Genomic DNA, 26849 nt, shown 5'->3' on the forward strand with positions numbered 1-26849 from the left:
GGATTAGCGGAATTTGAGGGTAAGAATGGTGGCTACGGCGAGCAGGATACCGATGATCCAGAAGCGGATCACGATCTTGACTTCGGACATTCCCGCTTTCTGGTAATGGTGGTGCAGGGGTGACATGCGCAGGATCCGGCGCCCTTCGCCATACTTCTTGCGGGTGTACTTAAAGTAGCCCACCTGCGCCATGACGGATACGTTCTCGATCACGAAAATGCCGCAGAGAATAGGGATCAGCAATTCCTTGCGCAGCAGAATAGCCAGGGCAGCGATGATGCCACCGAGGGCCAGCGAGCCCGTGTCGCCCATGAATACCGCGGCCGGATAACTGTTATGCCACAGGAAGCCGAGGCAGGCGCCCACGAGACAGCCGCTGAAGACAATCAGTTCCTGCGTCCCCGGCAGGTGCAAAATGCCCAGGTAGTTGGCGGCTATGGCGTTACTACCGACGTAGGCAAAGACGGCCAGGGTGGCGGCCACGATGGCCGAGGTACCGGTAGCCAGGCCGTCCAGGCCGTCGGTCAGGTTGGCCGCGTTGGACACGGCGGTAACGATGAAAACGATCAGGGGGATAAAGATGATCCAGACCAGCTGGCGGCCGATGTTGAAGACGTCGGCGTAGGTCATAACGCCGTTCTTCAGGAAGGGCACGTTGGTCAGGGTGGTCTGGTAGTTAGCGCGTTCCAATACGGCACCGTTGGAGAGAGTGACCGCCGAAACGTCCCCCACCCGCTGGGCATCCGTGATGCCGACCGATTCGGCCTCGGCCACGGTCATACGCACGACCACCTGCTCGTTGAAGAGCATGATGAGCGCGATGAGCAGCCCGAGCCCAATCTGGCCCATCACCTTGAATTTACCGGCCAGGCCATCCTTGTTCTTGCGCTTGATCTTCAGGTAGTCGTCGACGAAGCCAATGGCGCCCATCCAGACAGTAGCCACCAGCATGGTGAGCAGGTAGACGTTGTCGAGACGGGCGAACAGCAGACACGGCAGAAGGATGGCCAGCAGGATAATCAGGCCGCCCATGGTCGGGGTGCCCTTCTTTTCCATTTGTCCCTCCAGGCCGAGGTCGCGTACCGATTCCCCGATTTGTTGCCGGCGCAGGTAGCGGATGATCCGCCCACCGGTAACGATGCTCAGCAGCAGGGATACGATGATGGCCGACCCCGTGCGTACACTGAGGAAGTCGAGCAGGTTGGCGCCCGGAAAATCACCGAAGGTGGCCTTTAGCCACTCGAAGAGTTCAATTAACACCGGCGTATTCTTTAAGGGCGTTCGCTAATTCCTGCCGGTCGTCGAAGGGCAATCGCTCGCCCTTGATCTCCTGGTAGGTTTCGTGGCCCTTGCCGGCAACGAGCAGCACCTCGAATCCGAGGCGAACCGCCGTACGGATGGCCTGGCGGCGGTCGGTGATGCGCAGTACGCGGCGGGCGGCGGCCGGGGGAACCCCGGCTTCCATTTCGTCCAGTATCGCTTCGGGCGATTCCGAGCGCGGGTTGTCGGTGGTCAGCACCACCTGATCGGCCAGTTCGGCGGCGATGCGGGCCATTTCGGGGCGTTTGCCGCGGTCGCGGTCGCCCCCGGCCCCCACCACGCAGGCCAGCCGGTGGCCTTCCGGCAGCAGGGCGCGCAGGGTTTCCAGCACGTTGCGCAGGGCGTCCGGTGTGTGGGCATAATCGACGAGAGCGGTGATGCGCCCCTCCGGATCGTACACGTGCTCCAGGCGTCCTTCGGCGCCGCGCAGGGCGCTCAGGGCGATCAGCACTTCCTGGCTGTCAGCACCGAGCAAAATGGCGGTGCCGTACGCGGCCAGCAGGTTGTAGGCGTTGAATCTGCCGAGCAGTTTGAAGAATACTTCGGTACCGCCCAGGTCGAGTTGCAATCCCTGCGGGGTATTCCCGACGAGGCGGGCGTGAAAATCTACGTTCGAGCGCAGGCTGTAGCGGTACACGCGGGCGGCGGTGTTCTGCACCATCACCCCGCTGCGACGGTCGTCGGCGTTAATCAAGGCGAAGGCCCCGGCGGGCAGTTGATCGAAGAAGCCCTTTTTGGCTTTGATGTACTCGGCAAAGGTGCCGTGGTAGTCCAGGTGGTCGTGACTCAGGTTAGTGAACACTCCTCCGTTGAAGTCCAGTCCCAGGGTACGCTGTTGGTGCACCGCATGGCTGCTTACTTCCATGAACACGTAGTCCACTCCGGCGTCGCGCATTTCGGCCAGGTTGCCGTGGATGGCCAGCGCGTCGGGCGTGGTGTGGGTGGCGGGGCGCTTCTCAGCACCGATCCGAATCTCTACGGTCGAAAGCAGCCCTGCCCGGAAACCCAGTTGGGTGTAGAGTTCGTACAGCAGCGTGGTTACCGTAGTCTTTCCGTTGGTGCCGGTGACGCCCACCAGCGTCATTTCCCGGCTCGGCGAACCGTACCAGGCATCGGCCAGGCGGGCCAGCGCGGCGGTAGAGTCGTCAACGAAGATGGCCGCCGCCCCGGTTTCGGACAGCGTATCCGGTGCCAACCTACCTTGCTCCGCCACTACGCCTACTGCACCTGCGTGCAGCGCCTGCTCAATGTAGTCGTGCCCGTCGACGCGGGTTCCGCGGACGGCTACGAAGAGGGATCCCTCCTGCACCCGCCGACTGTCGAAGGCGATGCCCGTCACCTCGCGGCCGGCCGTCTCCCCAATCAGGGAGCGCACGTCAAGCGGAGATATGAGGTGATCGAGTTGCATGATTTATCGGAGGATAAGTTCTACGTCGCGGCCACGCTTTCCGTTGCCGTCGCTTTGCCAGCGCATATTGACTACCCGCCCCACCCCGCGGGGGTGCACGGTGTAGCCGTCGTTTTCCAGCACGTACAGGGCGTCGCGCAGGCGCATGCCCCGCACGTTGGGAAATTGTTGTCCGGCCGGATGGATCGCGGAAAGCTCCACGGCCTCGTCGCTGGCGCTGACCACCGCAAGTTCGGACTTCGGTAGTGTATCGATGGCGACGTTTACGTAATCGAGTACGGTGAGCAGCTCGGGAAGGTAGCCGGCGTCGCGACTCGGCAATTCTCCCGCGTAGAGCACCGGCCGCGGGCCGCGGTTGAGGGGCTCGTGCACCTCGATCATGCTATTGTAGATGTTGTCGGCGATCTCTTTGAAGATCGGTCCGGCCACGTCACCGCCGTAGTAGGCGCCGTTGCTGGGGTCCTTGACGACGACGATGATGCTGTAGGTAGGATTTTCGGCCGGAAAGTAACCGGCGAAGCTGGCCTGGTATTCCTTCTTGTGGTTGCGTTGCCCGTAGTTCTGCTGGCTGGTGCCGGTTTTGGCGGCGAAGCGATATTGATCGGACTTCAGGCGCTTGGCCGTGCCGCGCTCTACTACCCCTTCCAGGAGCGACTGCAATTGCTCGATGGTTTCCGGACTGGCGATCTGCTTGTCGATGACCGTGGGCTTGTATTCCTCCAGGATTCGGCCGCCGCGCTCCACCTGGGTGACCAGGTAGGGCTTCATCAGACGGCCGCCGTTGGCCACTGCGTTATAGAAGGTCAGCATCTGCAGGGGGGTCAGCCGGCTCTCGTACCCGATGGCCATCCACGCGCGGGAAATGCCGGAGAATTCAGCCCGACTGGTGTCGTTCAGGAAAGGCGCGCGTTCGCCTTCCAGCTCGATGCCGCTCTCACTGTCGAGGTGGAAACCGCGCAGGCGCTCCGTAAATTCATTTTCCTTGTACAGACTGTCGACCAGTTTGGCCATACCCACGTTGGACGACTGCTCGAAGGCATCGCGCACCGAGATGACGCGCCAGCCGCGGCTCTGGCTGCTGGCGTCTTCCATGGTCAGGTCGTAAAATTTCTTGACGCCGTTCTCAACGTCCACTTCGCTGTCGAGGTCCACGTAGCCATCTTCCAGCAGGGCCATCATGGTGGCCAGTTTGAAGGTCGATCCGGGCTCGTTGGAGCGCGAGATGGCATAGTTGTACTGCTCGGCGTAGCGGTTGCGTCGGGCGTTCACCGCACCAAGATTAGCCATGGCGCGGATGGCGCCGGTCTTCACGTCCATCACGATGGCCGCTCCCCATTCGGCGCGGTGCCGGAGCAGTCCGTTCTCTAGGGCATTCTCGGTGATGTCCTGAATGTTGACGTCCAGGGTGGTATAGACGTTGGCGCCCGAGGTGGGCTCCACGATGGCCAGGTTGTCGGTGGGCAGCCAGATGCCGCCGCCCATGTTAAACATCTCCTGTTTGCCGCTCTCGCCGGCAAGTTGCTCATCGAAGGCACCTTCCAGTCCGACCCGGGCACCGCCCTCGCGGCTGTATCCGATGGTACGCCGGGCCAGCCAACCGAAGGGCCGCTTGCGGGCCGCCCGCTTTTCTACGATCAGGCCGCCGCCCATACGGCCCTGGTTGAAGATGGGGAACTTGCGAATGCGCGACAGCTCGCTGTAGCTCACGCTTTCGGCCAGTTTGAAGTAGTGATTGGCAACGCCACCGGCGCTGTCGCGCATCATCAGCAGGCTGTCGCGCCAGGCCCCGGGCGTGTGGTCGTTGTCGACGTGGCGGGACAGCAGCAGGGCCAGGCTGTCGATGTTGTCGTAGTAGTCGCGCGGACTCGCCACGTAGGGATCGAAGTGCAGGCTGAAGTAGGGCACCGAAGTGGCCAGCAGGTTGTCGTTATGACTGTAGATGTTGCCGCGCTCGGCCTGCACGGTGACGATGCGGAAGCGTTCCTGACCCAGCTCCTGAAATTCCGCCTGCCGCAGCACCGCGATGTCTACCGTACGGTACATCAGCAGCGCAGCCACCGGCACGATGGTCACCGCCAGGATGGCGAAGATGCGGATGAGAACCTCGTCTTTAAAATTGACGGCCACGTCGGGTTGATAAGGAGATTAGGGGGAAAGTGGTGAAAGGTCTGTGCTTATTTGGCCCGCGGAGGAGCGTAGATCTTTTTGGGCTTGCCGCGGTGCAACCGCAATCCGGCCGGACGGACCTGGTCGACCACTTCGGAGCGCAGTCCGTTGTACATGTTCTCGCTTTCGAGCGACATGTATAGCCAGCGTTTTTCCTTGATATCGGATTCGAGTTCCTGGATGCGCCGGACGTTGTATTCCGCGTAGTGGGCGTTGCCGATATACAGCAGGGCGAGCACTCCCAAAAAGGAGAGGTAACCCAGGTTATCCAGAATGAGGGCGGGCACGGAGGGTACCGTGGCGCGCTTGCGTTTTGCTGCCATATCACTTCACACCTTTAGCTGGCTGGTTGTATTCCCCCGGTCAAAATGACCGAATAAATGCTAGCCTCTTAACTACCTGACTGCTTACCGACGCCCCGACGAGCCTTCCGAAGTGCGGTGCACTTCGGAAGGCCATCGGCCAACGGCGACGCTCAGAGTCGTTCCCCCGCCCGCAGTTTAGCGCTACGGGCCCGGGAGTTTTGCCGAATTTCTTCGGCGGATGGTAAAACGGGTTTCTTCGTGAGGACTTTGTAAGGGCGGTCAATTTTCCCGTAAAAATCCTTGTTCACGATTCCTTCCGCGTTACCGGTTTTGAGAAAGTTTTTGGTGATGCGATCCTCCAGTGAATGATAGCTGATCACGCTGAGTCGGCCGTGTGTTGGTATCAGTAAGTCGGTGGCTTGTGCCAATAAATCAGAAAGTGCGCCGATCTCATCGTTAACCTCAATGCGAAGTGCCTGAAACACCTGCGCCAGATAGCGCGGGCGCTGCCCTCTTACCCAGGGGTTCACCACCTGCAGGAAATCCTCAATGGTGGCAATGGGTGATTGTTCCCGGGCTTCGGCGATGGCCAAGGCCAGGGAACGGGCGTTGCGTACTTCGCCGTATTCACCAAACACCTTCTGCAGGTCCTCCGGACTGTAGTTATTCACTACGTCGGCGGCCGTGCGGTCGGCGATCGCTCCCATGCGCATATCCAGCTCGGCGTCGAACCGAAAGCTGAACCCGCGCTCGGCCTGATCGAACTGGTGGCTGGAAACCCCCAGGTCGGCCAGCAGGCCGTCAATCCGGTCGACTCCGTAGAGTCGCAGAAAGTTGGTCAGGTTGCGAAAGTTGGCGGCTACGAAGGTAAATCTGCTGTCGTCCAGGGCATTGGCTGCAGCTTCTTCATCCTGGTCAAAGCCGAAGAGACGAATGTCTTTCGACCCCGCCTGTTCGAGGATAAAGCGACTGTGGCCGCCGCCACCGAAGGTAGCATCAACGTAAACTCCTCCCGGGCGGAGGTTCAGCAGACCGACGCTTTCGCCGGCCAGTACGGGTACGTGGTAGGCCATTATGCCGACTCCGGTACCTCGTGACGTGAACCACCGAGTACTTCCTCTGCCAGCTGGGAGTAATCTTCATTCTCCTCGCTGAACAGCGCTTCGTATTCGGCTTCCGCCCATATTTCAATGCGATCGTTCATGGCATTTAACACCAGGTTCTTGTCGGTCCGGGCCCAGGCCAGCAACTGCTTGGGAAGCAGCAGCCGGTCGGCTGAATCGGGGACAAGCTCCGTGGCGCCGCGGTAGAAGAGCCGGGTAAACCGGAGGTTCTTCTGGTTAAACTTGTTGAGCGCGTCCACTTCGGCCTTGATCGTGTCCCATACCGGCTTCGGGTAAAGGGTGAGACTGTTATCAAATCCGCGGTTGACGACAAACTTCAAGGTATCGCGATCACCGAGCGCTTTCAGCAGTCCACTGGGAAGACGAAAACGGCCCTTGGAATCAAGCGCTACGTAATACTCGCCCAGCAAATCATACTGTTGTGCCATAAATCAATCGACAGCAGGTACGCTTACCTACCGTATGCGCTAAGGTAACACCTTGTACCACTTCCTCCCACTTTTCACCACTTTTTTTGGCCGATTGTGGTGACTTTCTCTTCCCGTCCCATCCGTACCGCCACGCCCTGAAAGCATACTGTTGTAAGCGCGCCGATTATTCGCTTATCGCTTACGGAAGTGTAGGTAGTTTCCGGTAGAGAACGCAAAATGTTGTGAGTTGCGCAACGGAGTACGGGGACTGGGTGGTGGTAAAAAGTGGGTAAACCATCCTTCCCTGCCGCTGTTTGACCTCCGTATGGAAGTCCTGCTGTATATCCTCATCACCCTCGCCACCGTAGCCGGCATGGAATTCGTAGCCTGGGCGGCCCATAAGTACCTGATGCATGGCTTGCTCTGGAACTGGCACGAAGACCACCACCGGCCGCACCACGACAAGGAGGGGTTCTTCGAAAAGAACGACCTGTTCTTTCTGGTCTTCGCCATACCCAGCGCCGCGTCCTATATAATAGGTCTTAATGTATCTGGCTGGTTCTGGCTCACGTTCGTGGGCGTCGGAATCAGCATTTACGGGGCCATCTATTTCCTGATCCACGACGTCTATATCCACCGGCGCTTTTCCTGGTTCCGGCAGCTCGACAACAAATACAGCCGTGCCATCCTGCGCGCGCACGGTCACCACCACGCCATCACCGAAAAGGATGGCGCCGAGAGCTTCGGACTCCTCGTCGTAGCCCGCAAATACTTCGGAAAACGCACGGATTGGGCCCGACAGGAGACTAAGGCGTAATTTAGCGTCCGTATGGACGATCGCCTCCTAGACAAGATTGCCGAACCCTTTAACCTGCAACTCCCCGAGTACGCTACCCTCGAGGAAATGATCGAGAGCGTACTGCCCGCCGTAGCGCAGTTCGGTGAGCCCAACTTGCTACCGGAAGACAGTCCGCTCTACACCGTCAACTGGGTCAGAATGACCGACCGCCCCGGTGCCACCGAGGTTCAGCTTTACACTTTTCAGGACTACATGCGCGGAGAGATCCGCGTGGTGATCGACGGTAAGGTCGACGCCCAGGCCTACGAAGTGGAAGAAAGTGGGGAACGCATCATCATCGGCCAGAGCGTGATGCGCGACAGCTTCCTCTACGAGCTGGCCTTTTTGGACGAAGATTTCCTGATTCTGCGCCGCCACGGCAACGCCGCCAACATCACGGAACGCTATCTCTTTTTCTGCCGCGAGGCCCTGGGCACCCGGCTGACCTGGAACGAAGCGCTGGAACGGTTGGTGGATAAGTACCGCAACAGCCAGTTCCCCCTGCTGGCCGTAGGACTGGTAGTGGCCGCTCTCATCGCGCTGATGCTCTACTTCCGTTAGTCGTACAGGCTCGCCGCCACGCGAAAGGTGTTGGCGTGGGCTTCAATAATCGTAGCCAGCCGGTCGCTGTATCCTCCTCCCATACTGACGGCCACCGGCAGATTCCGGCGGTGACAAGCCTCCAATACGAAGCGGTCCCGCTCCTTGCATCCCTGGACCGTCATTCCCAATCGGCCCAACTTGTCGGTCTGCAGTACGTCAACCCCGCTCAGGTAAAAGACCAGGTCAGGCTTGAGGCCGTCCAGCAGCCCCGGTAGGTGCCAACGCAGGGTATCGAGGTAGATCTCATCGCCGGTTTGGTCGGGCAGGCCGATGTCGAGATCCGATTGTTCCTTTCGCGCGGGATAATTGCGCGCGCCGTGCATACTGAAAGTGAATACCCGGGGCTCATCCCGGAAGATGCGTGCCGTGCCGTTGCCCTGGTGCACGTCCAGGTCCACGATCAGGATGCGGTTTACCTCGCCCGCATGCAGCAGTTCGTTGGCCGCTATCGCGATGTCGTTGAATACGCAGAATCCTTCCCCGTGGTCGGCGAAGGCGTGGTGGGTGCCGCCGGCGATGTTGAGGGCTACCCCGTCGCGAAAGGCGAAGCGGGCACAATCCAGGGTGCCCCGGGCGATAATCCTCCCCCGCGCTACCAGTTCCGGCCGCATAGGGAAGCCGATCGCGCGGGCATCCTTCCGGCTCAGGCCGTTATCCCGCAGCTTGGCCCAGTAATCCGGCGTGTGGGTCCGCAGGATTGCTTCCTCCGACAGTGGCTGGGCGGTAAAGAACTGGCTCTCGGTGACCGTACCCTCGTACAGAAGTTGCTCCGGCAGGAGGGTGTACTTGTCCATCGGGAACCGGTGGCCCGCAGGCAGTCGGTAACGATATACGGGGCTGAAGGCGACCCGCATGGTTTAGTTGACCCGCTTGTAGGAGTAATCGGTGTACCGCAGGATATTCACGAAGGTGTTCTCGAAACGGTCGATCACCGCCTCTTCCATACTCGCCGCATCGGCCGGGATCACGGCTACCGGTGTAAAGCGGAAGCTGGTGTGCAGCATGGTTTCGGGATTGTCCTCCAGTGAAAACTGGAAGCGCGTTCCGTACTTGGCGGCCATCCGCAGGAAGTAGCGCGCCACGTCGTAGCCGATGTAGGCCTCGTCGCGCGGCAGGGTGGAGAACCGGTCGTAGAACTTGTGCCGGAATTCCCGAACGCGGGGGTCGAGCGGATCGATGAAGATGCTGCTGCTGATGTGTACGTTGGTACCCTGCACGTAGGCCGGATTCAGTCTTTCGAAATCGGCCCACTGCGGCAGACCGTAGACCGCTACGTTATCGCCACGCTCCGCCACGGTCGCCTGGTAGGTTTGCCGGAGGAAGTTGGAAACGAAGGATTCGTCCTGGTAGACCGGCACCATGAACACCGTGCGCCGTCCGCGCAGGTAGGGGGTAAGGTCCGGAAACGTGCTGCCGATGATCAGTTCTTCCAGCGGCTCCACCTCGTTGTCGCCGGTGAGGAGGCGGTATTCATCCTGAAAGTAAGCCAGCCTGCCCTGGTCCCCCTCCTTGGCCACCAGCACGATACGGTCGGCCCCCTGGGTGCGGAAGGCATGACCTAGTAACTGCCGTAGGTGGGTCTCCAGGGTAGGATTCACCTGGATGTAGTTGGTATTTTTTTCGCTGACGCCGGTGGCGGCGCTGTAGGGCGAGATCAACACTTTCTCCTGTCCGCGGACGGCCTCGGCCACCAGCGTGACGTTTTCCTTCAGGTAGGGTCCGATGATGAGTTGCGAGCGCTGGTATTCCGGGGATTGCAGAATGGACTGCACCTTGCGCGGATTGGCGCGGCTGTCCTGGACGCGGGCGTCAAAGGCGATTTTGCCCTTCTGGATCTCCTCCAGGGCCAGTTCGGCACCACTGTAAAAGTGCAGGGCCCAGAGGCTGTTGGGGTCAATCTTGTTGGCCTCCTCGCCGTAGCGGTCCGACAGGAACGGCAGTACGAAATCAACGCCATAGCCGGTCAGCAGACGGGAACCGTTGCGGCCGGTGCCGGTCTGGGTGACGGGCGGCAGGCCCGGGGCGGCCGGGGCAGCGGCGGCCGGTGGCACGTAGGCGTGGCTACCGTCTTCGGCAATCGGGGGCGTGGTTTGGCGGTCCGCCCACTGAATGGTGTCCATGGGCTGGGTGGGGGCGTTCACCTCGATGTAGGTGCCCGTTTCCTCGTCGAAGACCCGGCGACTCTGCACGGGATCCAGCACTTCTCCGTCGCGCGGCGGACGGGTGTCCGTAGTAGGACGCGTAGAGTCTACCGGGCGGAAGAGTTCGCAGGAAGAGGTGACCGTCGTCAGCAGTAGCGCCAGAAGGCAGTAATACAGGGGGCTACTCCCACTCGATGGTAGCCGGCGGCTTGGTACTGATGTCATAAACGACGCGGTTAATTCCTTTTACATTATTGATGATGGAACTGGAGACGGCGGCCAGAAAATCGTAGGGCAGGTGGCTCCATTCGGCCGTCATTCCATCGGTAGAGGTTACGGCCCGTAACGCGACAGCCTGCTCATAAGTGCGCTCGTCGCCCATTACGCCGACGGATTGCACGGGCAGTAAAATAGTGCCGGCTTGCCATACCTGATCGTAAAGCCCGTACTCGCGCATTTTGTTGATGTAGATCGCGTCGGCCTCCTGTAGCAGGCGCACCTTTTCGGGGGTGATATCGCCGAGGATGCGAATGGCCAGCCCCGGCCCGGGAAAGGGGTGGCGGCCGATCAGGTGGCGGGGCATGCCCAATTCCGAACCTACGCGGCGTACCTCGTCCTTGAACAGGTTGCGGAGCGGCTCGACAATCTTGAGGCCCATTTTCTCGGGCAGCCCCCCTACGTTGTGATGGCTTTTGATGGTGACCGAGGGCCCGTGTACGCTGACGCTCTCAATGACGTCCGGGTAAATGGTACCCTGCGCCAAATACTTGATGTTGGTAAGCTTCTTGGCCTCGCGCTCGAAGACCTCGATGAACACCCGTCCGATGGCCTTGCGCTTTTTCTCGGGGTCCGACTCTCCGGCCAGGGCCGTGTAGAATTCCTGCTTGGCATCGATGGCCGTCACATTCAGGCCCATCCCTTCGTAGCTGCGTTCGACCTCCTCAAATTCCCCCTTGCGGAGCAATCCGTTGTCGATGAAGAAGCAGAACAGCCGGTTGCCAATGGCCCGGTGGAGCAGCATCGCCGCTACCGAGCTGTCGACGCCTCCACTCAGTCCCAGCAGCACGCGGTCGTCGCCGATTTTTTCCTGCAGTTCCTCCACCGTTTGCTCGATGAAGTGGGCCGGCGTCCAATCTCCGGTACAACCGGCGATGTTGATGACGAAGTTCTCCAGCAGCTGCTTGCCATCGAGGCTGTGGTACACCTCCGGGTGAAACTGAATGCAGTATACCGGATGGGCGAAGCGGTCGCCGCTGCCGAAGGCGGCTACTTCCACGTCGGCCGTGGAGGCCAGCAGTTCAAAGCCTCCCGGGAGGTCCTGGATCGTATCCCCGTGGGACATCCAGACCTGGGACCCCGTTTCAATGCCTTCGAAGAGGGCACTGGACCCGCGCACGCGCCCAAGATTAGCCTTGCCGTACTCCCGCTTCAGGCTCCGGCTCACGGTGCCCCCGTAGTGGTTGGCGATGTACTGGGCACCGTAGCAGATTCCCAGGACGGGCAGTTTGCCGACGATCTTTTCGAGTTCCGGATGCAGGGCCCGTTCCTCGCGGACGCTGAACGGACTGCCGCTCAGGATGACGGCGCGGTAGCTGTCGTCGAGGTCGGGAATCTTGTTGAAGGGGACGATTTCGCTGTAAACGTTCAACTCCCGAATGCGGCGGGCAATGAGCTGAGTATACTGGCTGCCGAAGTCGAGAATAAGCACCTTTTCCGTCATGGCGCAAATATAGCGCAAAGGGCTTTGGGCGGGGCCGCGGGTGCCGTGAACTTTGGCAGGCGCGGAGAATATCCGGGGCGAGGCCGGCCTACATATTGCACTGGCAGTTTTCCAGGCACTCGATGATGAGGCTTACGTCGCGCTCCTTGAGGGAGTACATGACCGAGCGGCCGTCACGCTTGGCGCTCAGGATGCCCTTGAGTTTCATCGTTTGCAGGTGGTGGCTGACCAGCGACTGCTCGGATTCCAGGGCGTCGGTAATGCTGGTCACGCTGAGGCGGGGGTGCTGTTCGAGCAGATGGACGATCCCCAGTCGCAGGGGGTGGGCTACCGTTTTGAGAATGAAAGCGATGCGCTCCAGTTTCTCGGCTTCCTGTGGATTCAGTACGGTAGGCTTGATCTGTTTCATGCTGGGGCAGTGGTTCTTGCAGTACAATACAAGCCTGGGCCCGATTGGGTTGTATGGCGGGGAAGGGGGCCGCCGTGCACCACCCGCCGGTTCGTGGTATGATGGTGCACGGCAATCCCGGTCACCGGATTACGAGATATCCATGCCTTCAAAGACTTCCATTACCTCGCGGACGTGGTCGGCGCTGGTGTTGAGGAGGTCCATTTCGGCCTCGTTGAGCTTCAGTTCGATGATGTCGACGATGCCTTCCTTACCCAGCTTCACGGGGACGCCGAGGAAAATGTCCGACATACCGTACTCGCCGTTCAGGTTGGCGCAGCAGGGGAAGATGCGGTTCTCGTCGCGGATGATGCTGGCCACCATCTGGGCGGCGGCGGCACCGGGTGCGTACCAGGCCGAGGTACCCATAAGCTTGACCAGCTCTCCCCCACCCTTCTTGGTGCGGTCGACGATGGCGTCGAGTTCTTCCTCGGAGATCATTTCCGTGACGGGAATACCGCTTACGGTGGTGTAGCGGGGCAGCGGCACCATCGTATCGCCGTGGCCGCCGAGCAGCATGGCCTGGATGTCCTTCGGGCTCACGTCGAGGGCGGTAGCCAGGAAGGCGCGGTAGCGTGCCGTATCCAGGATGCCGGCCATGCCGAAGACGCGGTTGCTGGGCAGACCGCTGGCCTTGAAGGCGGCGTGGGTCATTACGTCGAGTGGGTTGGACACGACAATGATGATGGGATTCTTGGAGTGCTCCATGATCGACCGGGTCACCATGGTCACGATCTTGGCGTTGGTCGAGATCAGGTCGTCGCGGCTCATCCCGGGCTTGCGGGGGATGCCGGCCGTGATGACTACAATATCGCTGTCGGCCGTATCGGCGTAGTTCTCGGTACCGGTCAGTCGGGTGCTGTAGTTGTCGATGCTGGCCTGCTGCCAGGAGTCGAGAGCCTTGCCCCGGGCCATGTCGCCCTTGATGTCGAGTACGACTACTTCCCGGACGAGGTCCTGGTGGGCCAGTACGTTGGCTACGGTGGCACCTACATTTCCGGCGCCGACTACGGTTACTTTACTCATTAGTTACTTACGTTTTTTGTTCCGCCCCTGCTCACCAATAGGTTTGGACGGCGAATTATGTTTAAGGCTTGGGCGAAAGTAGCCAAATTTCGCCTTACCGCCCCAAATGGCGTCACAGTGACGGAAAGGCCGGCGTACTCGGGCTACATTTACGTCCAAACCCTTAACGCCCCTCCATGCTTGCACGGTTACTTCCGGTATTTCTTTTCTTCATCGCGGCCCTCGTCTCCGCCCCGGCCACCGCGCAGGAGGTGATACGCGGCTGCGCTACCAATGGTCGCTCCGCCTGGATCGATGCCTACCAGGCCGGTCACATAAAGCCTATTCCCAAGTCTCTGGACGTCAAATTCGTCCCCGTGCACCTTACCCTGGTCGGCGACGACAACGGCGCTGGATACGCCGACCCCCTCACGGTACTGCAGAGCTTTGAGTTGCTCAACGAGGACTTTGCCAAGATCAACGTGCGGTTCTATATCGATAACGATATCGACTACCTCAACAGCACCCTTTACTACGACCACGACTTCTCCACCGGGGCCGACCTGATGTCCAACTTCAACCGGCCAAATACGGTCAACAGCTACATCGTCGGCAACCCCGCCGGGGCCTGCGGGTACTACAGCGGGCGCGGTGACGGCATCGCCCTCGGCATCAACTGCATCAGTCCGGGTGAACGCACCTGGAGCCACGAGGTGGGCCACTTCTTCGGGCTGCCCCACACCTTTTACGGCTGGGAAAGCAAAGACAAGATTTCCAACGTCGACGCTTTCGACAAGCCCGCCCCCACCACCCTCAACTTCAACGGCCGCACCGTGGAAGTGGAACGCGTGGACGGCAGCAACTGCGAGGACGCGGCCGATGGATTCTGCGACACCGCCCCCGACTACCTGCCCGAGCGGTGGCGGTGCAATTCCCTAGGCATCTACCCCGATAGCCTGCTGGACCCCGATTCTACCCGCTTTGCCGTATCGGCCGAGAATATCATGAGCTACGCCTACGATGGCTGCGTGGAGTCCTTCTCCCCCTCCCAGATCACGGCCATGAATACCAATTTGGGCGGGCGCGTCGGTCTGGAAAGCCGCACCACCCCCACCTTCACCGCGGCCCGCGCCGAAGACGTGACCCTCCTGAGCCCCGCGCAGAACGAGACGGTGCAGTTCTCCGACAGCATGCAGCTGGTCTGGAACAGCGTGCCGAACGCCGATTTCTACCTCGTGCAATTGCACATCAGCCAAAACTTCAACGGTTCGGTGTTCACCTCCTTCTTCACTTCCGACACCTCGGCGGTGGTTACCGATATCCTTAACCCCAATACGCGGTACTACTGGCGGGTACGGCCCGTGAACCGCTACGACGTGAGCGGCTCCTTCAGCGACATACAGCGCTTCCGCAACGGGGCTTACACTACCGCTACGGTGGACCCCGAACTGGACGCGGGCATCACCATTTCCCCCAACCCCGCTTCCGCACAGGGACAACTAACCGTCCGGGGCACGGGTATAAAATCGGGTGGAGAACTTACCCTGCAACTCATCGACCCCTCCGGCCGGATCATTGCCGACCAACCCCGCCGCCGGGTGGGCGATCACTTCACCGCGTCATTACCCGTCGCCGGATTGCCGGCAGGCTTGTACTTCGTCCGCCTGCGCCTTGATGACCGACTGGTGACCCGGCGTATCGTCATCACCCCCTAAAGGTGATCAGTATGGTAGTCTGAGAGCTTATCGCCCCACCACCGTCATCTCCTCAATCAGGTGGGGTGCTCCGCCCAGTTTGTCGATCAGGAAGAGTACATACCGGATATCGACCATGATGTTGCGGCAGATGCTGGGATCGTAATACACGTCCGACATCGTACTTTGCCAGGTCCGGTCGAAATTCAGTCCCACCAACTGTCCCTTCGCGTTGAGGGCCGGACTCCCGCTGTTGCCGCCGGTGGTGTGGTTGGAGCCGAGAACGCAGACCGGCATCTTGCCGTCCGCCGTTGCATAAGGGCCATAATCCCGGGCCTCGTACAACTCCAGCAACCGCGCCGGCAAGTCAAACTCGTAATCGCCCGGTTGGTACTTGGCGATCACGCCATCGAGGTAGGTCAGGTAGTCAAAGGTTTCGCCTTCCAGGCCGGTGAACCCTTCGTACTTGCCGTAGCTGACCCGCAGGGTGCTGTTGGCGTCCGGGTACAGGTTGCGCTCGGGGAAGAAGCGCAGCAGGCCGTCCATGTACTGGCGTTGAAGGCCGTTGATCCGTTCAGCATAGGCGTTGTAGGGATCAATAATGTGGGCTTCGTTGTAGCCGTTCATCAAACGGACGAACTGGAAAGCCCGGTCCCCCCGCACGCTCTCCAGAAAGGCATCCGGGTCGGTACGCAGCAGATCGGTGAGCCGCTCGCCGCGCGTCAGGTAACTGTGGTCGAATAAATCGTTGATGAGGGCATCGTATGAGGCGGCAAAGGCCAGCTGGTCCTCTACGAACACCGAGCGGTGATCGGCCGGCACATTGGTATAGTAGGCATTGAGCAGGGCCCTGGCCACCTCCCGGTCCACTTCTGGACTGTACCCCTTGTAGAACCCCTCCAGGTATTCCAATAGCGCGGGCACCCGTTCCCGGAAGGCCTCGGGGCCGTTACTGTCGGCCCGGCGGATTTCTGCGGCCAGTACGTTCGCGATGCGGAAGAGGTCTACGTTGTAGTTGATCTCCCCCAGATACGCCCGCGTCACTTCCAGGGGTTCCCGTTCCCGGTAGAGGGCTTCGAGTTGCGGCAGCAAGTTTCCGTACTGTTGCTGGGCGGTCGGCTTTCCGGCCAGGCGCTGCAGGAATTCCCGTTCAAAGGCCTGTCGTTCGCTTACGGCGCGTACGGCTTCCACGCCCTGGCTTTCCCCCCGCCACTTCTTCCAGGCGTTGGCGATGCGGGCCTGCTTGCTGGCGTAGTCGATTTTGATCTGGGGGTTGGCCCGCATTGCACTATCGATCACCGCCAGACTCCGGTCACGCATCCCGATGCGGATGGGGTTGATGACCTCCGTACGCTGCTGCATGGCCGCCGCGGGAAGATAGCTGTCGGTGGTGCCGGGAAAGCCGAAGATCATGGAAAAGTCTCCGGGCTGGGTGCCGGCCAGACTGATCTCCAGATGCTGCCGGGGCACCAGCGGAACGTTTTCCGGCGCGTACTCGGCCGGGGTGCCGTCCGGGGCCGTGTAGATGCGGAACAGACTGAAATCACCCGTGTGCCGCGGCCATTCCCAGTTGTCGGTATCGGCTCCGAATTTACCAATGGACGATGGGGGTGCCCCCACCAGCCGGATGTCGCGGTAAGTTTTGGTCACGAAGGCAAAGTACCGGTTTCCCTCATAAAAGGGCTTGACAAGCACCTCTTCAAATTCCCCTAGCGAGAGGCCCGATTTGTAATTGGCGGTGTTTTCCTGGACTATCCGCGCCCGCTCCTTTTCGGTGGCGTCTTCCGCCACGCCAGCCAGGATTTGGTCGGTGACGTCTTCGATGCGATCGATAAAGGTTACGAACAGTCCCTTATTGGGCAACTCCTCGGCGAGGTTCATCGCCCAGAAACCGTCTTCGAGGTAGTTGTGCTCCAGGGTAGAGTGGTCCTGAATGGCACCGTACCCGCAGTGGTGATTCGTGAGCACGAGGCCGCGGTCGCTGATTACCTCTCCGGTGCAAAATCCGCCGAAATGCACGATGGCGTCCTTGAGGCTGCCGCGGTTGATGCTGTAAATATCCTCGGCGGTAATTTCCATTCCCATCGCCTGCATTTCCTCCTCGTTGAGGTTTTCCAGCAGGAGGGGGAGCCACATGCCACCCCCGGCGCGGAGGGTGCAGGCAGACAGTACGAGCAGTAAGGCAAAAAGAATTCGGTTGGGCATGGTTGGGGCTTATAAATGGGTAAACGCGGCAGTTATCTTTTGGTATAGGGTACGGGCGTGCCCTTCTTCCGCTTCGTGACTCCAGCCGGCAATGTGGGGCGTAAGCACAGTGCGGTCGCTTCGACGGAGGTACTGGTACGCTTCGGGCAATTCATCCGGGGAGAGTCTGACGAAACTCTGCTCTTCATACTCGTTGACGTCGAGGGCGGCGCCCAGTACGCGTCCTGCTTCCATGGCGTTTACCAGGTCGACGGTATTGACCAGCAGTCCACGGGCGGTATTGATCAGATAGACGGGTTTAGCGAAGGCGGCAAACCACTCGCGGTTGGCATAGTAGTGGTTGCCTTCCAGGAATATGTGCAGGCTAACGACGTCGGCCTCCCGCTGCAGGGTTTCCAGGCTCACGGCCTCGGCGAACTCATCACCGTAGTCGGTCCGGTATTTGTCGTGCGTGATTACCCGGCATCCGAATCCGCTCAGCCGGCGCGCCGTCATCTGCCCCATGTTGCCGTAGCCCACCAGGCCTACCGTCAGAAACTGGAGTTCCGTACCGACGTTACCGCGGCGTACCCACTCTCCGGCCCGCACCTGTCGGTCGGCCCGACCCAGGTGGTTGAGCAGCATCAGCAGCATCCCTACGGTGTGTTCCGCGACCGTGTGTTTGCTGCCTTCAGGACTGTTGAATACCTGAATGCCCTTCTTCCTGGCGTACTCTAGATCGATGTGATCGGTGCCCACGCCCCAGCGCGCCACGAATTTGAGGCGGGGTCCGGCGGCGTCCAGCAGTTCCCGGTCGATATTGAAGCGCGACCGGATCATCAGTCCGTCGTAATCCGGCAACAATTGCAGCACGCGGGCGCGGTCGCAGGCGCTGTGAACGGCAACGGTGTGTCCGTCCGCCTCCAGTTGCTCGCGCAGAAAGGGATGCGCGTCGGGGTCCAAAAAGATAACGTTCATGGTCGCAAGGTACTATGGCTCCCCAGCCCCGACCAACTACTCACCGACGTAGATGCGGTGTACCCGACTGCCGATGTTGGTCAGTATCTCGTAGGGGATGGTCTGTGCGGCCCGGGCCAGTAACTCGATGGGGTGGTCCGGGGAAAAGATCTCGACTTCGCTGCCTACGGTAACTCCGGGAATGTCCGTAACATCCACGGTACACATGTCCATGCAGATGCTGCCGATAGTGGGGGCCAGCAGTTGGTTGATGCGGACGGCGAACCTCCCCTCCCCCGCCAAACGCGGCAGCCCGTCGGCGTACCCGATGCTGATCACCGCGATGCGCCGGTCATCCTCGATGTGGCCGCGCCGACCGTACCCGATGGTTTGTCCGGCGGGCCGGTCGCACAGGGCGGTCACGGTGGTGGTCAGCGAAAGGGCGGGTTGGAGGTGCATACGCAGGCTGTCGTCGCCCAGGCCGTAAAGACCGATGCCCAGCCTGACCATATCGTAGGCCGCTTCGGGGAAGCGGGAAATACCATTGCTGTTCAGGGCATGTCGTTGCACCGGCGCGCCGCCGCCCTCGAGGTATGATTCATACAGGCGGTCAAAGGTTGCCAGTTGCTGCCGCGTAAACGAATCGTGGAGCGGATCCTCGCTGGCCGCGAGGTGGGTAAAAATGCTCGCCACGGCGGCCGCGGCCATTCCCTTGTCTGCGGCATACAGATCGTGAAACTCCTCGGGCTGAAAGCCCAGACGGCCCATACCCGTGTCCAACTCAATGTGAACGCGCAAATTCAGATTGTTCGCCCAGCGCAACTGTTCCGCGCGGTGCACGACTGGCTCCAGGTCATACTGCACGAGCAACGGGAAGCTATAGGCCTCGGCGTTGAGCACCATGATCGGGAGCTTTATGCCGCCGAGGCGCAACTCGCGCCCTTCCTCGGGATAGGCCACCGCGAGGTAGTCGGCACCCAGGTCCTCCAGGGTACGCGCCACCGGCAGGGCACCACTGCCGTAGGCCGATGCCTTAGCCATCACTACCACGCGACAGTGGTCGGGCAACTTGCCCCGGTAGGTCCGGTAGTTGTGCCGCAGGGCCGTCAGGTCAATCTTCAGCGTAGTGCGGTGGAGTTGCCGGCTGAGCATGGTGGCTACCTGATCCAGGCCTTCGTAACTGGCGCCCTTTACCAGTACGGTCTGCCCGCTAAAATCAAGTTCTCCAATGGCTTCAACCAGACTGGTGAGGTCCTCGTAGAATACCGCTCCGGGGAAGTCGGAGAAAATCCGGCGGTTGGCGGTTCCTACCAGTAGCAGTCGCTTTATGCGGTCCCGCAACAATGAGTTCAGTTTGATGTCCAGATCGGGCATGTCCTGCACCGTGCCCAGGATCAGGGTGAGGGAGTCGAAGGGATCGAGTGTCTCGGCAAAGGATATTGCCGCGGCCAGCGCTCCGTAGTCGTTGCTGTAACTGTCGTTAATGACCGGTCCGCCGTCTCTGCCCTGCCGCTGTTCCAGCCGGTTGGTCAGGGGTACGAACCCACCCGCAATTCCGTTTATCGTCGGCGTATCGATGCCGAGCAGGTGGGCGGCGGCGGCGGCGGAGCGGGCGTTTTCCAGATAGACCGCCGGCAGATCCGGAAACCGGACATTCAGGGCCTCATTCCCTACTACCATATCCGCACCGCCCTCACCCTGCCAGGGGATTACCTTGCCCTGCTCAACGATATCGGCGGCGCGGTGCGGCAGCTCTCCCCTGCCCGGCAATATCAACCAGTCAACTTCCCGAAACAAGCTGAGCTTTTCCCGTTCCAACTCGGCCTGGGAAGAGAAATTACCCAGGTGAGCGGTCCCGATATTGGTCAGGATGCCATGGGTAGGCAGTAGAATGTGCCGCAGTTGCTCCATATCCCCGGGCCGGCTAATGCCTACCTCAAATACGCCGATCTCGTGGTGATCCCGCAATTGCCATACGGATAGCGGTACCCCCAGCAGGGAGTTGTATGACCTTGGACTGCTACAAACCTTGTACCGCGTAGCCAGCAATTCAGCGAGCCAATTCTTGACGATCGTCTTTCCGTTGCTGCCCGTGATGGCAATCAGGGGCAGGTCGAATTGGCGGCGGTGCAGGGCAGCAAGTTGTCGTAGGGTTGCCGCCGGATCGTCGACCAGGTTGACCGTCGGCGGGGATTGTCTGATGGCCCCAACAGCCCGCGCGATCGCCTCCCGGTGGCGGAAGAACTGCTGGCGTTGGGCAACAAAATGCCGCACCCCCAGGCGGATCAGGGCCGGTATGAACTCGTGGCCGTCCCGCCGCTGTCCGGGTAGCGCGAAGAACAGCACCTTCTCGGGATCGCCTACCAACCGGCTGTCGATCACCAAATCATAGGAGTGATACTGTCGGTAGAGCCTGGCAATCGGGTAAGGAAAGTCAGCTTCGTGGTTCATCAGTCGCTAAAGATCGTAATTTTGCCGCTATGCAGGTTCCCAAGATTCGCCAGTCCGTCGAGCAATTCAAGGTATGGATGCCCACGGACGAGGCCCAGGAATACCTCCCCCTCTGGGAGACCCAACAAAACTGGCAGACCCACTTCGACGTCGAAGCCCGTGATTTGGCGGACAGCTACGACGCCGCCCTGGATAGCAAGACCAACCGCCGGCACTACCGTCGCGGGGGTTACGATCCAAAACGGAGTATGCTGGCCATCATGGAATGGGAGCCGGATTTCGTCCGCGACGCTTTCCGCGACCTTTTCAGCGAAGATCGCGACCTGGAGGGGCGTATCCAGCGCTTCGTCTTCTACGTCAATGAGTTGTTTAACCGCTACCGCGACGCCAAACCGAAGGCCCGGATCCCGACGCATTATCACGACGACGATTACAATATGGCCTCTATTTACCTGATGGGCCAGTACCCCGCCACCTACGCCCCTTACAGCACTCCCCTGTTGCAGCAAGTGTGTCAGAAGCTGGGCGCCAAAGACGTACCGCCCGCGGCCGACTTCCCCCGGTACACCAAATTGCTGAGCACACTTCGTCCGTTTCTGGAGAAGGACGAGGAACTGATGGCGACTTACGCGGATACCCTCCGCCCCGTAGATTATACGGGGGAAAGCGCCTTGCTGATGTATTGGTTCTTCAAATTCGTGACGGAGCACCAGTCTGCTGAATAGCGTCCGATACCGAAAGGTGTTATCATCCCATTCGGCGACCGATGATAGTGCCCAAGGCGGAACTTATCCAAGGGTGCCTAGGCGGCGGCCCGTTGCAGTTTGCGGACGAGATCAATATCGGCCGGTGTAGTGAACAGCCCTTCGCCCTGACGGTCGTCGGTCACCTCCAACTGCATGGTAGCGGCAAGTTCGCGGGCCAGTTTGCCCAGCTCCAGGGCGTAAGGGATACTGTATCCCTGGGCGGCGTAATGATCTACGATGCCCACCCGGATACACTCGAGCGGATCGTGACGGAGCAGCAGTTCCCGCACCCGGTGGTTTCGATTGAAGGGTATATTCCGGTCGGTGAGCTGCTCACGTAGCTCCTCCATCGTGATTTTGACGACGTTCTCCACGCGGTAGTGGTTCCAGTAGTCGCCGGAACCCGTACGGCGTACGTAAGCATTGTAGTGACGCTCTTCAGCGGCCATTTGGCAGCTCAGGCGGGTCATGGCGCGGGTTTGCTCCAGCAGCTGCAGGGTCTGATCGGCAGTGAGCTGGACGTGGTCCGGGTACACTTCGGCTTCCTTGCTCAGCTTCGTCGCGATGGCTTGCTTGACCTTTGATTTAGTGTTCAGGGCTACCAGGCGGGCCAGTTCCAGGTTGAAGTAGTACTCGTGCACTACGTCCGTTTTGGTGTTGGTGGAGCGGGCATAATCCTGCATACCCACCGGTTTCCGGATCCCGTCGGCGAATTGGTATACGTCACGGATCCAGCTGCGGACATTGGCCTGATAGTGATGATCGGCCAGCCCTAGCGCGCGGTGCAATTCGCTCGCTTTGACTACCCGGGTGCCCTTCTTGCTGATTCTGATGGTAAGGTCCATGTTTGAAACCTGCTGATGATGCAACAAATCTAAGACCTGTTGGAATAAGAAACAAGTTTAAAACAAAATATTTGTAATTAATTTGTGCACTGGAATGCGTAAACCGGATTTTATCAACGCCTTAGCTATAAATATCAACAATTTGATTCCATTTCCCAGGTTGTGCCACCTCCAATCCGGGGATTACCCAACAAATACATCAGGCGAAAGCGCCCTATCTTTGTAAAAAACACAGTGACATGTTGCGATCCGGATTAAAACTGCTCATCGTGCTGGTAATCGGTCTGGTAGCCTACAACTACTTCTACGGCACGCCGCAGGAGCGCAGGCAGAGCCGGGAACTGGTGGGCAAAGCACGTGATTTGGGTCAGGATGCTTGGGACTTGCTGCAAGGCGAGCGGGAAAAGATGCGCGCGGGTAAATACGACGATGCGCTGGATAAGCTTGAACGGCTGTACACTGACTTAAGCCAGGTGGCCCGGGATGGCAACGATTCCCGTTTGCTCGACCGCCTTTCGGAACTCACCGAGCGCCGGGAGTCCCTGGAATCGCTGGTAGATCGCAAGGAAGAACTCAGCGCCGCCGATCGCCGGAAACTGGATGAGCTTACCGCCGACACGGAAGTCCTGATGAATGAAATGGAAGCGAAAAGCGGATCGCGCGCCCCTTACTAGGGACCGTAAGATCATTCACATCGACATGGACGCCTTTTTCGCGAGCGTGGAGCAGCGCGATAATCCGGATCTGCGCGGCAAACCGATCGCGGTGGGCGGCAGTAAGCTTCGGGGCGTGGTAGCCGCGGCCAGCTATGAGGCACGGGTATTTGGCGTCCGCTCAGCCATGCCCAGCGTGACCGCCCGAAGGCTGTGCCCGCAGTTGATCTTTGTAAAATCGAATTTCGATAAGTACCGGGAAGTCTCGGATCAGATACGGGATATCTTCTATTCCTACACCGACCTGGTGGAACCCCTCAGTCTGGACGAAGCCTACCTTGACGTTACGGAATCCAAGCGCGGTCCGGTATCAGCTACCCTCATCGCGCAGGCGATCCGGCAGGAGATCTACGCGACCACCCAATTGACGGCCTCGGCGGGGGTGAGTTTCAACAAATTCCTGGCGAAGGTGGCCAGCGACATCAATAAACCCAACGGCATGAAGGTCATCATGCCCGAAGAAGCCCCCGCCTTCCTGGCGGATCTTCCCGTGGAAGATTTTCACGGCATCGGGAAGGTGACGGCCGCCCGAATGCATAAAATGGGCTACCGCACCGGTGGTGACCTGCGGCAACTTTCGGAAATGGAGATGGCCCAGCGCTTCGGCAAAGTCGGCCGACACTACTACCGCATAGTCCGCGCGCTGGACGACCGCCCCGTGAACCCGAACCGCAACCGCAAAAGCGTAGGGGCGGAGCGTACCTATGCTGACGACATCAGTTCGCCGGCGGTCATGAAAGAAAAGCTGGACTGGCTGGTGCAAAAGGTATTCAGCTACCTCGTGGAACGCGATAATTTCGGTCGGACAGTCACCCTGAAAATGAAGAGCCCCGAGTTCGTCATCCACACCAGAAGCCGCAGCTTCAGTGGCGAGATCCGGAAACTGCAGGACCTGAAGGAAATCGCCCGCCATTTGCTCGACGAAAACGTGGAGGAGGTCCCGGTAGTCCGCCTGCTCGGCATCAGCGTGAGCAATCTTGAGCGGGAAGCCGGCGATGCAGTGCAGCTACTGTTACCTTTTGAGGAGGAGTAAGGTTGTTGAGTTAATGGGTAACTGAGTTGTTGTTTTTGCTGCCGCGTATTGATTTGCTACCGCGCGTTTTTCGCTGCCCCACTTGCTGTTGCACTTTCTTAGGCTGCCGCGCTTCTCCTTGCTAGCACCGCCGCTCTCTAATTTGGTCATCGCGCCATCCCTTTCTGTATCGATGACGCTGGCTGACGGCCCAGTTCTTGATTGCGGTTGATCTGTTAGGTGGGGTTACCGACAAGCAGTGGCCCGTAGTTGATAACTGTCAGTCAAATCGAACGCCGTGCGAAGCAAGGCGCCATGAGCAACACCTAATAACTCAGTGTCTCAACATCTGCCCACTATCCATTCATCTTCTGAAACATCAAAATGCCCCAGTCCAGACAGCCGTCTTCGGCCAGGCGGATGAAGTTCTTGTAAGTTTTAATACGTTCGTTGACGAAGCGTTCGCTGCTCTGCTCGATCAGCTTTTCCTTATTGGCCTCGAGGGTGTAGAGGACTTTGGTGTAGTGGTGTACCAGTTGATCGGAGAGTTCCACGCTGTATATCTGTTGCAGGAATCCGCGTTTGGCGTCGCTGCCGTACTGTTCTTCCGTGATCAGTTCCTCCAGGGGAAGCTTTTTGATCAGTTTTTCGGAATCCGGGTCGTCGCAGGTTTCGCTGCGCATCAAGGCGCTGATGATGAGGCGTCCTTCGGGTTTTAGTACCCGGTGGATGGCGCGAAAGGTTTCCCGTTTCTTGCCGGTCAGGCTGAAGGCATCCTGGGCGATCACGAAATCAAAGTAATCGGGTTCGTAGGGCATATACTCCACGAAGCCTTTGGCGACTTTCACTTTTTTGCTCAATTCCAGCTCCTCGATCTTCCGCTCGTTGTATTCGTTCTGCTTTTCGTCGTCGTTGAGGCACCAGACCTTGCATTTGTATTTCTCGGCGATGTACCGGGCGGCGCCACCGAATCCGGACTGCACCACCAGGATCTTGGAGGCGCGCTTGATCCGCGGCAGCAGCTTGAGCATTCGCTCCGTGGTCTTCCGGTTCGCCTCGTACAGGCTCAGGCTTTTGGGCCGGTAGATACCAATGTGTAAATCGTCCCCGCCCCAAACATTGTGGTAAATGTGCTGACCTTTCTTTTCTTCGACGAACAGTGGATTGGGGTTGTTGGACATAGGTATCGTTTACCAATTCCAACGTAGCAACACGAGTCTTGTTCGCAATTTGCTTACCATATACGCCGCGGCGTTCGGTCAGTCGCGCCTGGTCAGTTCCTGTTGCCAGCCCCGCACCTCTCCCAGTCGGAAACGAACGGGAAAGCGGGTAGCCTCCTCGATGTCTAGTTCCAGCCGGCAGAAGAACGCCAGATAGGGTCGTGCCGCCGCAAAATCGAAGGCAGCCGGGGCGGCGGGGCGTTCTGCTTGAATATAGGGGGCGCGCCCGCGGGTGCCGCCCAAAGTCACGGGCAGCCAGGCAGGGTGGCTGGGTCGGAATGGCACGTCGGATACCACCTTTAACGGCTGGTATTTGATGAACGTGGCACCTGCGTCCGCGCCCACCCGAAGTTGTGCGGGCAGGGAAATCGTAAACAGGAACAGCAAGGCCGTGAGCGGAATACGCATTACTTTTTCTTGTTCTGCTTGTAGTCGCGGAATACGAAATCGCCGAGCCCCTGGAGGCCGCTGTAGTAGGCCTTGCCACCGTTGGTCTCGGTAAAACTCTGTACGAACTGCACGAGGTAAGGGTCGCGCGCGATCATGAAAGTGGTGACGGGGATGCTGATCTTGCGCAGGCGGGCGGCGAGGTTGAGCGTGCGGTTGACGATGGTACGGTCGAGGCCCATGCTGTTCTTGATGTAGCGTTTGCCGCGCTTGATGCAGGTAGGCTTCCCATCGGTAATCATGAAGATCTGCTTATTGGGGTTACGACGGCGGCGGAGGATATCCATGGCCAGCTCCAGTCCGGCCACCGTGTTGGTGTGGTAGGGCCCCACCTGGAGGTAGGGCAGGTCCTTGATCTCGACGGGCCAGGCGTCGTTGCCGAAGACGATGATGTCAAGGGTGTCTTTCGGGAAGCGGGTGGTTATGTACTCGCTCAGCGCCATGGCCACCTTTTTAGCGGGGGTGATGCGGTCTTCGCCATAGAGGATCATCGAGTGGCTGATGTCGATCATGAGCACGGTCGACATCTGGGCCTGGTAGTGGGTTTCGTATACTTCAAGGTCGCTGGTGGTGAGCTTGAAGTCGTCGATGCCGTTGTTGATCTGCGCGTTGCGGAGGCTTTCGCTGACCGCCATTTTGTCGAGCGGGTCGCCGAACTCAAAGGGCCGCCGCTCGCTGGTGGTTTCATCGCCACGGCCGCTGTAGCGCGTGCTGTGGTTGCCGCGCTTGGTTTTCTTGATCTCGCCGAAAATGTCCTTTAGCGCTTTCTGGCGCAGTTCGCCTTCCATCTTGGCGGTGGGCACGTACCCGGGGGAGCCGGGTCCGTTGCCGGGTTCGATGTAATTCTTGTCGATCAGTTCCTGGATAAAATCGCCGATGCCGTACTGGTCGTCGGTGAGCTCGTACTGCCGGTCCAGGTTCGTGAGCCACTGCAGGGCCTCGCCTACGTTGCCGGAGGTGTGGGTGAGGAGCTCCTGGAAGAGTTTGAGCAGCTTTTCGAAGGGGGTTTCGTCGTTCTGCCCGGGGATGTAGTTTGAGAATTTCCAGCCTATCATATAGGGCAAACAGGTGGTTTGGGGGATGGTTTTGGCG

The 26849-nt window shown here is 59.5% G+C and carries 24 protein-coding genes; 6 read left to right on the plus strand and 18 right to left on the minus strand.

What is annotated here, in order from left to right; translation table 11 throughout:
• Positions 1-3: 3 nt before the first annotated feature.
• The 6 genes from mraY to E4021_RS04750 form a co-directional block, all read right to left on the minus strand.
• Positions 4-1260, minus strand: coding sequence for a phospho-N-acetylmuramoyl-pentapeptide-transferase (gene mraY / locus E4021_RS04725; RefSeq protein WP_136456842.1), 1257 nt, complete (start codon positions 1258-1260; stop codon positions 4-6).
• Positions 1250-2728, minus strand: a complete 1479-nt coding sequence (locus E4021_RS04730; protein ID WP_136456844.1) for a UDP-N-acetylmuramoyl-L-alanyl-D-glutamate--2,6-diaminopimelate ligase — start codon at positions 2726-2728, stop codon at positions 1250-1252. Before E4021_RS04730 ends, mraY begins: the two co-directional genes overlap by 11 nt.
• Positions 2729-2731: 3 nt before the next feature.
• Entirely contained in the window at positions 2732-4855 is a 2124-nt protein-coding gene (locus E4021_RS04735; RefSeq protein WP_136456846.1) for a penicillin-binding transpeptidase domain-containing protein, read from the minus strand.
• 47 nt (positions 4856-4902) lie between these two features.
• Complete coding sequence (locus E4021_RS04740; RefSeq protein WP_136456848.1) at positions 4903-5217, minus strand: FtsL-like putative cell division protein; 315 nt, start codon at positions 5215-5217, stop codon at positions 4903-4905.
• Positions 5218-5369: 152 nt separating this feature from the next.
• The gene (gene rsmH, locus E4021_RS04745; protein WP_136456850.1) at positions 5370-6272 is read right to left on the minus strand and encodes a 16S rRNA (cytosine(1402)-N(4))-methyltransferase RsmH; all 903 of its coding nucleotides are present in this window, start codon (positions 6270-6272) and stop codon (positions 5370-5372) included.
• A complete protein-coding gene (locus E4021_RS04750) occupies positions 6272-6751 on the minus strand; it encodes a division/cell wall cluster transcriptional repressor MraZ (RefSeq protein WP_136456852.1) in 480 nt (159 codons plus the stop codon). Before E4021_RS04750 ends, rsmH begins: the two co-directional genes overlap by 1 nt.
• A 307-nt stretch (positions 6752-7058) precedes the next feature.
• On the opposite strand from E4021_RS04750, the gene E4021_RS04755 reads away from it, so the two are divergent.
• Together E4021_RS04755 and E4021_RS04760 are read left to right on the plus strand one after the other, a co-directional pair.
• The gene (locus tag E4021_RS04755) at positions 7059-7550 is read left to right on the plus strand and encodes a sterol desaturase family protein (protein WP_136457284.1); all 492 of its coding nucleotides are present in this window, start codon (positions 7059-7061) and stop codon (positions 7548-7550) included.
• Positions 7551-7562: 12 nt separating this feature from the next.
• A complete protein-coding gene (locus E4021_RS04760; RefSeq protein ID WP_136456854.1) occupies positions 7563-8132 on the plus strand; it encodes a hypothetical protein in 570 nt (189 codons plus the stop codon).
• Here E4021_RS04760 and E4021_RS04765 read toward each other — a convergent pair.
• The 5 genes from E4021_RS04765 to mdh all read right to left on the minus strand — a co-directional run bounded on the left by E4021_RS04765 (position 8129) and on the right by mdh (position 13509).
• Entirely contained in the window at positions 8129-9028 is a 900-nt protein-coding gene (locus E4021_RS04765) for a histone deacetylase family protein (protein ID WP_136456856.1), read from the minus strand. The two genes, E4021_RS04760 and E4021_RS04765, sit on opposite strands and share 4 nt — an antisense overlap.
• Positions 9029-9031: 3 nt before the next feature.
• Positions 9032-10540 carry an ABC transporter substrate-binding protein gene (locus tag E4021_RS04770; protein WP_136456858.1) on the minus strand — a complete coding sequence of 503 codons (1509 nt, stop codon included), beginning with the start codon at positions 10538-10540 and terminating at the stop codon, positions 9032-9034.
• The gene (gene guaA / locus E4021_RS04775) at positions 10497-12035 is read right to left on the minus strand and encodes a glutamine-hydrolyzing GMP synthase (protein WP_136456860.1); all 1539 of its coding nucleotides are present in this window, start codon (positions 12033-12035) and stop codon (positions 10497-10499) included. The genes E4021_RS04770 and guaA overlap by 44 nt, the downstream gene beginning before the upstream one ends.
• Before the next feature lie 88 nt (positions 12036-12123).
• Positions 12124-12444 carry an ArsR/SmtB family transcription factor gene (locus E4021_RS04780; RefSeq protein ID WP_099104931.1) on the minus strand — a complete coding sequence of 107 codons (321 nt, stop codon included), beginning with the start codon at positions 12442-12444 and terminating at the stop codon, positions 12124-12126.
• A 129-nt stretch (positions 12445-12573) separates the two neighbouring features.
• Positions 12574-13509, minus strand: a complete 936-nt coding sequence (gene mdh, locus E4021_RS04785; protein WP_136456862.1) for a malate dehydrogenase — start codon at positions 13507-13509, stop codon at positions 12574-12576.
• A 176-nt stretch (positions 13510-13685) separates the two neighbouring features.
• Between mdh and E4021_RS04790 the strand changes: the two genes are divergently transcribed.
• Positions 13686-15203 carry a T9SS type A sorting domain-containing protein gene (locus tag E4021_RS04790; RefSeq protein ID WP_136456864.1) on the plus strand — a complete coding sequence of 506 codons (1518 nt, stop codon included), beginning with the start codon at positions 13686-13688 and terminating at the stop codon, positions 15201-15203.
• Between the two features lie 27 nt (positions 15204-15230).
• Here E4021_RS04790 and E4021_RS04795 read toward each other — a convergent pair whose 3' ends face one another.
• From E4021_RS04795 to alr, 3 genes are read right to left on the minus strand one after another with little or no spacing between them, the layout of a single operon-like run.
• Positions 15231-17387 (minus strand): S46 family peptidase, encoded by a 2157-nt coding sequence (locus E4021_RS04795; RefSeq protein WP_136456866.1) that lies wholly within the window; start codon positions 17385-17387, stop codon positions 15231-15233.
• Between the two features lie 9 nt (positions 17388-17396).
• A complete protein-coding gene (locus E4021_RS04800) occupies positions 17397-18344 on the minus strand; it encodes an NAD(P)-dependent oxidoreductase (protein WP_136456868.1) in 948 nt (315 codons plus the stop codon).
• A gap of 36 nt (positions 18345-18380) precedes the next feature.
• Complete coding sequence (gene alr / locus E4021_RS04805; RefSeq protein ID WP_136456870.1) at positions 18381-20774, minus strand: alanine racemase; 2394 nt, start codon at positions 20772-20774, stop codon at positions 18381-18383.
• 29 nt (positions 20775-20803) lie between these two features.
• Here alr and E4021_RS04810 point away from each other — a divergent pair, with 29 nt between their 5' ends.
• The gene (locus tag E4021_RS04810) at positions 20804-21499 is read left to right on the plus strand and encodes a hypothetical protein (protein ID WP_136456872.1); all 696 of its coding nucleotides are present in this window, start codon (positions 20804-20806) and stop codon (positions 21497-21499) included.
• A 77-nt stretch (positions 21500-21576) separates the two neighbouring features.
• On the opposite strand, the gene E4021_RS04815 is transcribed toward E4021_RS04810, so the two are convergent.
• On the minus strand, positions 21577-22365 hold the full coding sequence (locus E4021_RS04815) for a hypothetical protein (protein ID WP_136456874.1): 789 nt from the start codon (positions 22363-22365) through the stop codon (positions 21577-21579).
• 239 nt (positions 22366-22604) lie between these two features.
• Between E4021_RS04815 and E4021_RS04820 the strand changes: the two genes are divergently transcribed.
• On the plus strand, positions 22605-23039 hold the full coding sequence (locus E4021_RS04820; RefSeq protein WP_136456876.1) for a hypothetical protein: 435 nt from the start codon (positions 22605-22607) through the stop codon (positions 23037-23039).
• The gene (gene dinB, locus E4021_RS04825) at positions 22999-24111 is read left to right on the plus strand and encodes a DNA polymerase IV (RefSeq protein ID WP_136456878.1); all 1113 of its coding nucleotides are present in this window, start codon (positions 22999-23001) and stop codon (positions 24109-24111) included. Before E4021_RS04820 ends, dinB begins: the two co-directional genes overlap by 41 nt.
• 335 nt (positions 24112-24446) lie before the next feature.
• Here dinB and E4021_RS04830 read toward each other — a convergent pair whose 3' ends face one another.
• From E4021_RS04830 to E4021_RS04840, 3 genes are all read right to left on the minus strand, one after another.
• Entirely contained in the window at positions 24447-25271 is an 825-nt protein-coding gene (locus E4021_RS04830; RefSeq protein WP_136456880.1) for a methyltransferase domain-containing protein, read from the minus strand.
• A gap of 78 nt (positions 25272-25349) precedes the next feature.
• Positions 25350-25718: a hypothetical protein gene (locus E4021_RS04835; RefSeq protein ID WP_136456882.1), complete on the minus strand. Its 369-nt coding sequence runs from the start codon at positions 25716-25718 to the stop codon at positions 25350-25352.
• Positions 25718-26812, minus strand: coding sequence for a vWA domain-containing protein (locus E4021_RS04840; protein WP_136457286.1), 1095 nt, complete (start codon positions 26810-26812; stop codon positions 25718-25720). The genes E4021_RS04835 and E4021_RS04840 overlap by 1 nt, the downstream gene beginning before the upstream one ends.
• Between the last annotated feature and the right edge of the window lie 37 nt (positions 26813-26849).

The sequence above is a fragment of the Neolewinella litorea genome (assembly GCF_004803465.1).
GTDB classification, from domain to species: Bacteria; Bacteroidota; Bacteroidia; order Chitinophagales; family Saprospiraceae; genus Neolewinella; species Neolewinella litorea.